Source organism: Streptomyces sp. NPDC059454, from assembly GCF_042749965.1.
Taxonomy (GTDB): Bacteria; Actinomycetota; Actinomycetes; order Streptomycetales; family Streptomycetaceae; genus Streptomyces.
Map to the genome: position 1 here is coordinate 1 of NZ_JBHYVC010000103.1, position 11,481 is coordinate 11,481.

11 protein-coding genes and 1 riboswitch are annotated in these 11,481 nt (G+C 72.0%); of the genes, 4 read left to right on the forward strand and 7 right to left on the reverse strand.

What is annotated here, in order from left to right:
• Nucleotides 1–166 precede the first annotated feature (166 nt).
• Nucleotides 167–2,533 carry an AbfB domain-containing protein gene (locus tag ACFXAE_RS35260; RefSeq protein WP_384723482.1) on the forward strand — a complete coding sequence of 789 codons (2,367 nt, stop codon included), beginning with the start codon at nucleotides 167–169 and terminating at the stop codon, nucleotides 2,531–2,533.
• A 69-nt stretch (nucleotides 2,534–2,602) separates the two neighbouring features.
• Here the strand turns inward: ACFXAE_RS35260 and ACFXAE_RS35265 are convergent, their stop codons facing one another.
• The 3 genes from ACFXAE_RS35265 to ACFXAE_RS35275 all read right to left on the reverse strand — a co-directional run bounded on the left by ACFXAE_RS35265 (nucleotide 2,603) and on the right by ACFXAE_RS35275 (nucleotide 4,566).
• Nucleotides 2,603–3,076 (reverse strand): C40 family peptidase, encoded by a 474-nt coding sequence (locus ACFXAE_RS35265; RefSeq protein WP_384723485.1) that lies wholly within the window; start codon nucleotides 3,074–3,076, stop codon nucleotides 2,603–2,605.
• A 3-nt stretch (nucleotides 3,077–3,079) separates the two neighbouring features.
• Nucleotides 3,080–3,282: riboswitch (cyclic di-AMP (ydaO/yuaA leader) on the reverse strand.
• A gap of 332 nt (nucleotides 3,283–3,614) precedes the next feature.
• Nucleotides 3,615–3,923 carry a hypothetical protein gene (locus tag ACFXAE_RS35270; RefSeq protein ID WP_361745762.1) on the reverse strand — a complete coding sequence of 103 codons (309 nt, stop codon included), beginning with the start codon at nucleotides 3,921–3,923 and terminating at the stop codon, nucleotides 3,615–3,617.
• Between the two features lie 7 nt (nucleotides 3,924–3,930).
• Nucleotides 3,931–4,566 (reverse strand): ATP-dependent Clp protease proteolytic subunit, encoded by a 636-nt coding sequence (locus ACFXAE_RS35275; RefSeq protein WP_384723488.1) that lies wholly within the window; start codon nucleotides 4,564–4,566, stop codon nucleotides 3,931–3,933.
• A 67-nt stretch (nucleotides 4,567–4,633) separates the two neighbouring features.
• On the opposite strand from ACFXAE_RS35275, the gene ACFXAE_RS35280 reads away from it, so the two are divergent.
• Nucleotides 4,634–4,921 (forward strand): type II toxin-antitoxin system Phd/YefM family antitoxin, encoded by a 288-nt coding sequence (locus ACFXAE_RS35280; RefSeq protein WP_384723490.1) that lies wholly within the window; start codon nucleotides 4,634–4,636, stop codon nucleotides 4,919–4,921.
• A gap of 87 nt (nucleotides 4,922–5,008) precedes the next feature.
• Here the strand turns inward: ACFXAE_RS35280 and ACFXAE_RS35285 are convergent, their stop codons facing one another.
• Entirely contained in the window at nucleotides 5,009–6,010 is a 1,002-nt protein-coding gene (locus ACFXAE_RS35285; protein ID WP_384723493.1) for an ABC transporter permease, read from the reverse strand.
• A gap of 106 nt (nucleotides 6,011–6,116) precedes the next feature.
• Here ACFXAE_RS35285 and ACFXAE_RS35290 point away from each other — a divergent pair, with 106 nt between their 5' ends.
• Nucleotides 6,117–6,746 (forward strand): TetR/AcrR family transcriptional regulator, encoded by a 630-nt coding sequence (locus ACFXAE_RS35290; protein ID WP_384723496.1) that lies wholly within the window; start codon nucleotides 6,117–6,119, stop codon nucleotides 6,744–6,746.
• A gap of 145 nt (nucleotides 6,747–6,891) precedes the next feature.
• On the opposite strand, the gene ACFXAE_RS35295 is transcribed toward ACFXAE_RS35290, so the two are convergent.
• Complete coding sequence (locus ACFXAE_RS35295; RefSeq protein WP_384723499.1) at nucleotides 6,892–7,617, reverse strand: lysophospholipid acyltransferase family protein; 726 nt, start codon at nucleotides 7,615–7,617, stop codon at nucleotides 6,892–6,894.
• Between the two features lie 165 nt (nucleotides 7,618–7,782).
• Here ACFXAE_RS35295 and ACFXAE_RS35300 point away from each other — a divergent pair, with 165 nt between their 5' ends.
• The gene (locus tag ACFXAE_RS35300; protein WP_384723502.1) at nucleotides 7,783–8,238 is read left to right on the forward strand and encodes an RpiB/LacA/LacB family sugar-phosphate isomerase; all 456 of its coding nucleotides are present in this window, start codon (nucleotides 7,783–7,785) and stop codon (nucleotides 8,236–8,238) included.
• Between the two features lie 24 nt (nucleotides 8,239–8,262).
• On the opposite strand, the gene ACFXAE_RS35305 is transcribed toward ACFXAE_RS35300, so the two are convergent.
• Together ACFXAE_RS35305 and ACFXAE_RS35310 are read right to left on the reverse strand one after the other, a co-directional pair.
• On the reverse strand, nucleotides 8,263–8,778 hold the full coding sequence (locus tag ACFXAE_RS35305) for a PP2C family protein-serine/threonine phosphatase (RefSeq protein ID WP_384723508.1): 516 nt from the start codon (nucleotides 8,776–8,778) through the stop codon (nucleotides 8,263–8,265).
• 62 nt (nucleotides 8,779–8,840) lie between these two features.
• Nucleotides 8,841–11,291: a SpoIIE family protein phosphatase gene (locus ACFXAE_RS35310; RefSeq protein ID WP_384723505.1), complete on the reverse strand. Its 2,451-nt coding sequence runs from the start codon at nucleotides 11,289–11,291 to the stop codon at nucleotides 8,841–8,843.
• Nucleotides 11,292–11,481 lie beyond the last annotated feature (190 nt).

The following is an 11,481-nucleotide window of genomic DNA, read 5'->3' on the forward strand; positions in this document are numbered from 1 at the left end:
CGGGTTGGGGCCCATCCGGGCTGTTGTTGTTCGGCTCCGGGCGCGGGGGATGGCCGATTAGGCCCCGCGCCCCCGCCCCGGGTTCCGGTGGCCGGTCACGCTCCATCGCGCGACCGGCCGCTTCCGCACGCGCACGTCTCCCACCCCCACTTCCCAAGGAGTGACGATGCGTCGAGTACCCGCACCACCGTTACCCGTTCCCCTTCCCCGGTCCGGACGGCGGGCGCGGTGGGTCACCACCGTGCTGGCGGTGCTGGCCCTCCTCGCCGGGACGGCCCTCACCGTCTCCGGCACCGCGGCCGCGGCACCCCGGGCGTGGACCCCGAAGCCCGCGCCGATGACCACCCCGTGGACCGGTCAGGTCCCGGTCGACCACCCGCTGCCCGAGTACCCTCGTCCGCAGCTCACCCGCCCCGACTGGGCGAACCTCAACGGCATCTGGGACTTCACCGTGACCTCGGCGGACGCCGGCCGACCCGCCTCGTTCACCGAGCAGATCCGGGTGCCCTTCGTGGCCGAGTCGGCGCTCTCGGGCATCCAGCGCAGGATCACCCAGAACGACAAGCTCTGGTACAAGCGCACCTTCACGGTCCCGTCGAACTGGAACGGCCGCCGCGTCCAGCTCAACTTCGGTGCCAGTGACTGGCGTACGACCGTGTGGGTCAACGACCGGCAGGCCGGTGCCGCCCACAGCGGGGGCTTCGACTCCTTCTCGTACGACATCACCGACCTGCTGAACGGCGGCACGAACACCATCGTCGTCTCCGTGTGGGACCCCACCCAGACCGGCAGTCAGGCGGTGGGCAAGCAGCGGCTCAACGAGGTGACGCCGCATCCGGGTGGCGGCATCTTCTACACCGCCGCCTCCGGCATCTGGCAGACGGTGTGGCTCGAACCCACAGCGGCCGCGCACATCACCCGCCTCGACATGGTGCCCGACCTCGGCAACAACCGTCTCAAGGTCACCGTGCGGGGCGCGGGGACGAACGGCCATCAGGTCCGTCTCACCGTCTCCGGTGGAGGCACCACGGTCGGTACCGCCACCGGCCCGGTCGGAGTCGAGTTCACCGTCGCGGTCCCGAACCCGCGCCGGTGGACCCCGGACGATCCCTTCCTCTACGACGTGAAGGCGGAGCTGCTGTCCGGAGGCACGGCGGTCGACTCCGTCGGCAGCTACACCGGCATGCGCTCCATCGGCCTCGCCCGCGTCGACGGCCTTCTGCGCCCGGTCCTGAACGGGGAGTTCGTCTTCCAGACGGGCACCCTGGACCAGGGCTACTGGCCGGACGGCATCTACACCGCCCCGACCGACGCCGCCCTCCGGTACGACCTGCAGAAGCACAAGGACCTCGGCTTCAACATGGTCCGCAAGCACATCAAGGTCGAGCCGCAGCGCTGGTTCTACTGGGCCGACCGGCTCGGCCTGCTGGTCTGGCAGGACATGCCGTCCATGGAGCGCACCCCCGACGCCGCCGCACGCACCCAGTGGGAGGCCGAGTACGACCGCGTCATCGACCAGCACCGCAGCTCCCCGTCCCTGGTGATGTGGGTCAACCAGAACGAGGGCTGGGGCCAGTACGACCAGGCGCGCATCGCCGACGAGGTCAAGGCGTACGACCCGTCCCGGCTGGTGGACAACATGAGCGGGGTCAACTGCTGCGGGGCCGTGGACGGCGGCAACGGTGATGTGGTCGACCACCACGTCTACGTCGGTCCCGGCACCACGGTGCCCAGCGCCACCCGCGCCGCGGTCCTCGGCGAATTCGGCGGACTGGGCTTCAAGGTGGCCGGCCACGAGTGGTATCCCGGCGGCGGCTTCAGTTACGAGGACCAGCCCGACCTGGCGCACCTGAACAACCGGTTCGTCGGCCTGCTGGACGGCATCCGTGAGGTGCGCATGCCCCGGGGTCTGTCGGCCTCGGTCTACACCGAGATCACCGACGTGGAGAACGAGGCCAACGGGCTGCTCACCTACGACCGTCAGGTGGTCAAGGTCGACGAGGCCCGGGTCCGGTCCGCCAACCGGGCCCTGATCGACGCGTCCCGCTCACCGGCCGCCCCCGTGACCCTGCCGGCCGGTCAGTACAAGTCCCTGCGCGTGACGACCCCCGGCCACACCGACCGCTCTGTGCGGCATCAGGACGGTGCCGTGTTCACCGCGGTCGTGGACGGCGGCAGTGACACGCTGCTGAAGAACGACGCCACGTGGAAGATCGTGCCGGGGCTCGCCGACAGCGGCTGCTACTCCTTCGAGTCGCGGAACTACCCGGGTGAGTATCTGCGCCACCGCGCGTACCGCGTGTACAAGGAGGGCGGCAGCGGCTACCTGTTCCGCGCGGACGCCACCTTCTGCCCGGTCCGGGGCGCGAACGGGGGCGTCAGGCTGTCCGCCTACAACTTCCCCGAGCAGTATCTGCGCCACTACGACGCCGAGTTGTGGCTGGCCACCCCGGGCGGTACGCACGCCTGGGACCACCCCACCCTCTTCACGGAGGACACCACCTGGGCCGTGGAGGCCCCGTGGGCCCCGTGAGCGCGCCGACATCTTCCCCGTGAGAAGAGCGGTGGGGGGGGGGCCCCGGGCCCCCCCCCGCCCCTGCGGTCACCTCACCCGGCCGTACCAGACGCTGCGGGTCCAGATCTTCTGCAGACGCACCACGTCCCCGGTCTTCGGGGCGTGCCAGATCTTGCCCTTACCCGCGTAGATGCCGACGTGGTAGACGTAGCTGCCCGAGTGGAAGAACACCAGGTCCCCGGCCCTGCGGCTGCCGGCGGAGATGTGGCGCGTCTTGTTGTACTGCTGGGCGGCGGTGCGCGGCAGCTTCTTGCCCGCCTTCTTGAACGAGTACAGCGTCAGACCCGAGCAGTCGAACCTGGACGGCCCCGTGGCGCCCCACTTGTAGGGCGAGCCCTTCTTGGAGGCGGCGATGTTCAGCGCCTTGGTGGCCGAGCTCGCGGCGGCCGCCTCCGAGGCGGCTCCGGGGACCACGAGGGAGCCGCCCACGGCGGCCAGGGTGAGTGCCGAGGCCGTGCCGGCCCGGGCCATGAGAGACGGGACACGATTGAGCGCAGTCATGCGCAACCCTTCGTCAGCCGCCTGTGAAGGATGACCTGTCGGATTCGGGCTGGCGAAGTTGCCCGGCCGCACGCGTGCGGCTTCACCCCAAGGACTGCTCGGAACTGACGTCCCGGCGGCCCGTCGTGCCTGGGTCCTCCACTCCTGCCGATCCACTCCTGTCGACCGGGCATCCGGGCGGCGGCAGGACTCGGCGTCCGCCCGGATCGCCCCGCCGCGGCGGCGGGGTCTTGTCGTCAGTCAGGGATCTTGGCTCATGACGCGATCGAAATCCCAACGGAACGTGGGATTTGTGTTGTTACTCACCACTCACCCGTTCGGGTGGACACCTCCCTGTTCGGGACCTGGCCGAGGGCTCGGGGAGCCGCGGACCAGGGGTGAAAAGGGCCGTTCCGGCTGTGCGGTACGCGCGTTGCGCAACTTCGAGGGCCCGAAAACAGCAGGTTCGTCTACGCCGGACGGGGGTACGCCGTTTGGTCCGTTTCAACCCCGGCCGGGGTGTACCGCCGGCCGGGGCCGCTCTCCGGGTTCGCGGGCGTCAACTGCCGGGGTCCGGCGGCAGCGTGACCCGGGCCGTGCGCCGTTCGCCGTCCAGTACCCGCAGGGCCCGGGCCAGCGTGCCGGAGTGCAGTTCGCTCTCGCCGCGCCGGTGCATCAGGGTCAGTGCGTCGCGCAGCGCGACGGCCTTGCCGACCAGCGCCTGAGCGGCGCGCAGTCCGCGATAGGTGTCACCGCCCAGGGCCGGGTTGACCCTGCCGAGCAGGTCGACGGCCTCGAGGTAACGGTCGATCAACTCGGCCTCCGCGCGGGTCAGCGCGGGCAGCGGCGGCAGCTCCGGCGGCAGCATCCGCGGCTCACCTCGCGCCGGAGGCGGGGGACGCGCTCCTGCGGCTGGGCACGATCCGGTCCGCCAGGCCGTACTCCACCGCCGCCCGCGCGTCGAGGACCATGTCCCGCTCGATGTCCGTCCGGACCTGCTCCGCGGTGCGGCCGGTGTGCCGGACCAGCATGTCCTCCATCCGTGACCGGATACGGGTCAACTCCTCCGACTGGATGGCCAGATCACTGGTCTGTCCCTCGATCGGCTCCGGGAGGGAGGGCTGACGGAGCACCAGACGGGAGCCGGGCAGCAGGAATCGCCTGCCCGGGGTGCCGGCGGCCAGCAGCAGCGCGGCGGCGCCCTCCGCCTGGCCCAGACAGATCGTCTCCACGTCGCAGGTGACGTAGCGCAGCGTGTCGTAGATCGCCGACATGGCGTGGAAGGAGCCGCCGGGGGAGTTGACGTAGAGCGAGATGTCCCGGTCGGGGGAGTGGTGCTCCAGGTACATGAACTGCGCCATCACATCGTTGGCGGAGGTCTCGTCGATCTGTGTCCCGAGGATGACGATCCGCTCCTCGAGCAGCTTCGAGTAGGGATCCGTCGTCCGGTTCCCGGACGCCGTGCGTTCGGTGAGCTCGGGCAGGACGTGGCGGGCGGACGGTCGGGTCATGAGAGCCCTCCTGTCTGATTGTCTCTGTAAAAAATGTACAGGACGTACGTGACGTTATGATGGGTTCATGGCCTACGAGATTCCGGTTACCCAAGCCAGGGCTGAGCTCGCCGACCTCATCAACCGCGTGGTGTACGGCGGTGAGCGCGTCGTCGTGACCCGGCACGGAAAGCCCCTCGTCGCCCTTGTGTCAGCCGATGACCTGCGACGGCTCGAAGAACTCCGCGAGGCGCGGGAACCCGCCGAGGAGCAGGTGATCAGCACGGTGGCCGGCGTCCGCGAGGTCGCGTCCGCTCCCCGCGAACGGCAGCGCTTCGGCATCGCGGCGGAGCACCGGGGGACGGCCACCTCGTAAGTCCTTACGGCAGAACCGTGCACCCCGCCGCAGTGGGGTGCACGGTCGTCTCGTGCGGTCGGAGACCGGCCGTCGAGCGGCCCGCGGTCAGCCGACGGGGGCCGGTTCGCGCCCGGACGTGGACCGGGCGCTCCTCGTACGCTCCCTCAGCGCGCCGCCGGCCAGTACGGCGCCCAGACCCAGCGCCGCCCACCAGGCCAGCGTCAGGGCGGGGCCGGCCGCCGCGGCGCCGTCGAAGAAGGACACCGAGCGCAGCAGCGACACGCCCGCCCCCGGCGGCAGCCACTGGCCGATCGCCCCGGCCGGCTCGGGCAGCATCTCCGGCGCCGAGGACGCCCCCGAGAAGGGGTTTCCGAGCAGCATGATCACAAAGCCGCCGAGCGCGATACCGGCCCGTCCGAGCAGTGCCGCGAGTCCGGCGACCGCCGCGCCCATGGCCAGCGCGGCCAGCGCGAACGTGCCGGCCACGGTCCACCAGTCCCCCGGAACGGCGTCCAGCCAGCTGTGCGCCAGTGCCGCGGCCACCACGCCGACCAGGGCGGCGGACCCGGTCAGCGCGGCCACCGCGCGGGCGCCGCGCAGCCCCAGCAGCGTCACCGCGGCGCCGGCGCCGATCCCGGCCAGGGCCAGCGGCAGCACGCTCGTGTTCAGGACCGCGCCGCGCGGATCCCCCTCGGGGGCGGGCACCACGTCCACGGTGGCGACCCGGCCGCCGGAGGCGGGGGCCTGATGTGTCACCGCCTGCTGCAGCAGCTGGGCGACGACAGGGCTCGCGGCTGACGCGGTGAGCAGTTTCGGCCCCTGCTCGGTGACGACGACCGCGCCGTACACCTCGCGGTCCTCGACCGCTTCGCGGGCGGCGGCCTCGTCGGCGTAGTGGCGGAGGTCGAAGGCGCCCTCCCGGTTCTCCAGCCGCTGTTCCACCGGTGCGGTCGCGGCGGCGGGGCCGGCCACGCCGAGCGGCAGATCGTGTGGTGCCGTACGGGCCGCGGGCCAGGCGAAGGCCCAGAGCGCCAGCGCCACCAGGGCGGGGATCAGCAGTGTCACGGCGACGACGCGACGGTGCGGCGACAGTGTCGAGAGGGACATGAGGGCTCCGGCGTTAAAAAGAAGGATCGTTCGTTTTGGGCTTACCGTCACCGTCCCGCTCCGTCCGCTCCTTGTCAAGAAGGAATGTTCGTTTTAAATTGCGGACATGGCTCGCGTATCCCAGGAACACCTCGACGCCCGCCGCCGCCAGATCCTCGACGGCGCCGCGTCCTGCTTTGCCCGCAACGGCTTCCACGCCACCTCGATGCAGGACGTCCTCAAGGAGACGGACCTCTCCGCGGGCGCCGTCTACCGGTACTTCCGCGGGAAGGACGAGCTGATCGCCGCGATCGTGACCGAAGTGCTCGACACGGTGCGCGACATCCTCGAGCGGGCTGTCCGGGAGAGCCCGCCGCCCACCCCCGACGTGCTCGTCCCGCGCGCCCTGGCCTGGATGAGGGAGCAGCGGCCGGCCACCCTGGACGACGGCGAGTGGATGTTCCCGCGGCTGATGATCCAGGTGTGGACGGAGACCACGCGCAGCCCCGAGCTGGCGGCCGTGCTGGGCGACGGGTACCAGAAGGTCCGCACGACCTGGGGAAAGATCGCCGAGAGCTACCAGGCCGCCGGCCTGATGCCCGCCGACACCGACACCGACGCCGTGGCCCGGGCGATGATCGCGCTCGTGCAGGGCTTCGCGGCCCAGATGGCCCTCTTCGGCGGCATCTCCGAACAGACGCTGGGCGAGGGCCTGCGGGCGCTGATGACGATGCGCCGGCCCGGACAGCGCCCGTGACGCGGACTGCCGGCCGTCACTCGACCGGCCGGCACCGAAACGCCGCCCAGCCGACCTCCACCGGCCTGAACGGCCTCGTCCTCGAGTGCCGGACGGGCCGGGTGCCGGAGAGGAGAAACCTTGTGCGTCTTGTGCCCGGGGAGGATCAGCTCAGCGGGAGGCGCGGGAAGCGGCGCTTGTCCTCCGCCTTGCGCTCGGCGTCCTCCGCCTTGGCGACGGCCGCGTACTGGTCGACGTACTCCTGCTCGGACAGGGTGAGGATGGCGTACATGATCTCGTCGGTGGCGGCGCGCAGGACCGCCTTCTCGCGTTCCATCCCCGCGTAGCGCGAGAAGTCCAGCGGCTTGCCGAAACGAATCACCACCGGGTGGATCCGGGGAATCTTCCTGCCGGGCGGCTGGGCCTCGAAGGTGCCGATCATCGCGCAGGGAATCACCGGGACGCCCGCCTTGAGGGCCATCACCGCGACGCCGACCTTGCCCTTGTAGAGGCGGCCGTCGTGCGAGCGTGTGCCCTCCGGGTAGATGCCGAGCAGTTCCCCCTTGCCCAGCACGCCGAGGCCCTCCCGGATGGCGGCCTGCCCGGCCTCCTTGCCGGAGCGGTCGACGGGGATCTGCCCCGCGCTGTGGAAGAAGAACGCCGTCAGCCGGCCCTTGAGGCCGGGGCCGGTGAAGTACTCGGCCTTGGCGAGGAAGGTGATGCGCCGCTTGAGCACGGCCGGCATCAGGAAGTGGTCCGAGAACGACAGATGGTTCCCCGCGACGATGGCGGCGCCGGACGACGGCACATGCTCCAGGCCCTCTATTCGCGGCCGGAAGACCAGACGCAACAGCGGGCCCAGCAGCACGTACTTGAGCAGGTAGTAGAACAAGGACACGCTCCTCGACTCCGGCGGACGGGCGGTGCCGCCGCATCCCGGCAGGCCATCCGGCACGTCGTGGGGTGCCAGTCTAGGTCCGGGCGCCGTGACCCGGCATCAGGTTCGACGCGACCGGAAGACATCGTGCCGGACGGTCGGCCGAGTAGGCTCGCATGTATGCGGATCTCCGTCTCCTCCGACATGGACGAACCCGTGGCCCGCGCCCTCCTCGCCGAACTCCGCGAGCGCGGCCACGAGGTACGCGCGCACGGCGCCCTGAACCCCGGGGACGACCCGCAGTGGGCCGTCTGCTCCGAGGCGGCGGCCCGTGAGGTCGCCGACGGGACGGCGGACCAGGCGGTGGTGTGCTGCTGGACGGGCACGGGCGCCTCGATCGCCGCGAACAAGGTGCCCGGCGTCCGGGCCGCCCTGTGCACGGACGCCTGTACGGCGGACGGCGCGCGCCGCTGGAACGACGCCAACGTGCTGGCGCTCAGTCTGCGGCTGACGTCCGGGCCGCTGCTGACGGAGATCCTCGACGCCTGGTTCGCCGGCGCGCCCAGCGACGATCCGGAGGACCGGCGCAACGTGGAACGCACGGCACGCCTCGACCGGGAGCGCACCGGCTCCTGACCCCGGAGGTGGCCGCGGGGGCGGTCACAGCCGTACGACGACCAGGGCCGTGTCGTCGGTGGCGCCGCCCGGCGGCAGCAGTTCCAGCAGCACGATGTCCGCGAGCGTCTCGGGATCCCGCGTCCGGTGACGGCGCAGGGCCTCGGCGAGCCGCAGCAACCCCATGTCGATGTCCTCCCGACGCCGTTCGATCAGCCCGTCGGTGCAGAGCGCCAGGGTCGCTCCCGGCGCGAACCCGGTCGCCGCCTCCGGCCGGGGTGCCGGGTCGGGCTGGGCGTCGAGCGGCGGGCCGGTGGCCCGGTCGGGGAACTCCACGCGTCCCTCGCGGTGGAGCGGCACGGGCGGCGGACGGCCGGCGCTGCTGTAGGTGACGGGGTGCCGGTCGAAGCCGACGAAGGTCGTCACCGCGGTCGTGGACTCGGCGCCGTCCACCCCATGGGCGCAGCGGCCCGCCACGGCCCCGCGCGAGCGCCCGGTCCCGCGGACGAAGGCCTCGTTGACGTCCGCGTACACCGGATCAGGGGTCAGCAGCGCCACCATGCCGGGCAGGGCCTGGTGGACCGCCGCGTAGTCGATCGACGCCTCCGCCGTGGGCCGTCGCCTCACTCCGGCGGCGCGGTCAGTGACTGCTCCGCCCAGATGATCTTCCCGTCGGGAACGAACCGGGTGCCCCACCGCTGGGCCAGCTGGGAGACCAGCAGCAGCCCGCGCCCGCCTTCGTCCATCGCGCGGGGGTGCCGCAGATGGGGTGCGGTGGCGCCGCCGTCGAACACCTCGCACACCAGCGCCCGCTCACGGATCAGCCGCAGCCGCACGGGGCCGCCGGCGTGCCGTATGGCGTTGGTGACCAGTTCACTGACGACCAGCTCCGTGGTGAGGACCAGGTCGTCCAGCCCCCAGTGGGCCAGCTGCCGGGTGCTGGTCCTGCGGGCCTCGGCCACGACCGCCGGATCCGCAGGCAGGTCCCAGACCGCGATCTGTCCGGGGTCGAGGCGTCTGGTACGGGCCATCAGCAGGGCCACGTCGTCGTAGGGCCGGGCCGGGACCAGCATGTCGACCACCGCGCGGCAGCTCGGCTCGAGCGCGGTCGTGGTGCCCTGCAGTGCCCGCCGCAGCCGTTCGCGGTCCGTCCCGTCGGGCGAGGGCTTCCCGCCGGCCAGCAGACCGTCCGTGTGCAGGGCGAGCGTGCTGCCCTCGGCCAGGGTCAGCTCCACCGCCTCGAACGGCGGGCCGCCCACACCGAGCGCCGGCCCCTGCGGGAGGTCGACGAAGGTGACCGTGCCGTCGGGTGCCACCACGGCGGGCGCGGGATGGCAGGAGGCCGCCATCGTGCACTGCCCGTCCACCGGGTCGTAGACGGCGTACAGGCAGCCGGACCCGACGGACCGGCCGGGGAAGTCCCCGGACTTCCCGTCGCCCTCGTCCCGCGCCAGCCGGGACGCCAGGTCGTCCAGATGGGCGAGCACCTCTTCGGGCGGCAGATCGATCGCGGCCAGCGTTCGTACGGCGGTGCGCAGCCGTCCCATGGCCGCGGCGGCGTCGATGCCGTGCCCCGGCACCTCGCCGACGACCAGGGCGACACGGGCGCCGGACAGCGGGATCAGGTCGTACCAGTCGCCGCCCAGACCGGTCAGCTCGTCGGCCGGTCGGTAGCAGGCGGACACCTCCACGGCGTCCTGCTCGGGCAGCCGCTGGGGCAGCAGACTGCGCTGCAGGACCAGTGCGGCGTCCCGCTCACGGGTGTAGCGCCGGGCGTTGTCCACGCAGACGGCGGCGCGGGAGACGAGGTCCTCGGCCAGATTGAGGTCGTCCTCGTCGAAGGGGTTCTGCCGGCGGCGGCGGAAGAACGTGGTGACGCCCAGGGTGACGCCCCGGGCCCGGACCGGGACGATCATCGCGCTCTGCAGGCCGAGCTCCAGGAAGGTGGACTCCCGGCTGCCGGGCGTCACGGCCCACTCCAGGGCGAGCGGGTCGAGCTGCTCCTGACGCCAGGACCGGCCCGTGGTCAGACTGCGCACCGGCGGGGAACCCGCCAGGTACGACACGACCGCCCCGGTCTCCACGTCCGTCCGCGGCAGGTCCTCGTACCGTGACCGGTGGCCCGCGCGGCGCAGCGGCACCCGGTCGGAATCGGTGAGCGGTCCGGGCGGGAGCTCCGCGCCGCGCAGCACCGTCTCCAGCAGGTCCACGAGGACGAAGTCCGCGAGCTCCGGCACGGCCACGTCCGCCAGTTCCTGCGCGGTGCGCAGGACGTCCAGGGTGCGGCCGATGTGCTCGCCGGCCCGGTCGAGCAGGGCGAGGCGCTGACGGGCGCGGTGCCGCTCGCTGACGTCCACCACGGTGTAGTACACGCCCATCGGACGGCCCCGGTCGTCGTCGAGGCGGGTGAACGACAGCATGTGCGCGGTCTCGCGCAGCGGCGCCGAGCGGGCCCGGCCGACAAGCTCGTAGTCGACCACCTGCTCCCCGGTGTCCAGTACGTGCCGCATCTGCGCCTCGACGGCCCCGGCGTTCATTCCCGGCTGGACGTCCGCGACCCGCAGACCCAGGCGCCGCCCGGCCGATCCGCCGCCGAACTGTTCGAGCGCGGCGTTGGACCACACGAAGCGCAGCTCCGTGTCCACGATCGCGATGCCGATCGACGTACCGGCGACCATCTGCTCCAGCACGGCGCGGCTCATGTCCCAGCCGGCCGAGCCGGCCAGCTCCGACAGCAGGACCAGCAGCGACGAACGGCCCCGCGGCTCCACGGTCGGCGTGACGCGCACCATCACCGCGACCGGCCGCCCGTCGCGGTGCCGGACCGTCATCAGCCCCGCCCAGTCGCCGTCCGACCGGCACCGCTCGACCAGGTCCGGCACCCGCTCGGCGTCCTCGGGGATCAGCAGCTCGGCGAACTTGCGGCCGACGGCCTCGGAGGCGTGATACCCCAGCAGCCGCTCGGCCCCGCCGGTCCAGCTCGACACCATGCCGTGCGGATCGAGCAACAGGGGAACGGCGTCGGCCACATCGAACCCCTGCCGGGCAACGTCCTGCTCCTTGTGTCCGCCCACGGCCGACCTCTCTGTCGCTGAGAGTGGTCTACCCCCTCTTGTCCCCATCTTCACCCTTGGGGCGGGATGAGGGCTTTCTGGGATAGGCCGTCCCGCTGCCGTGGGCCCCCCCGGGCCCCGCGGGGGGGCGGCCGCCGCGCCGCCCCCGTCGCTTTTAAACAAAAACCCCACCACCACACAAAAAAAAAAA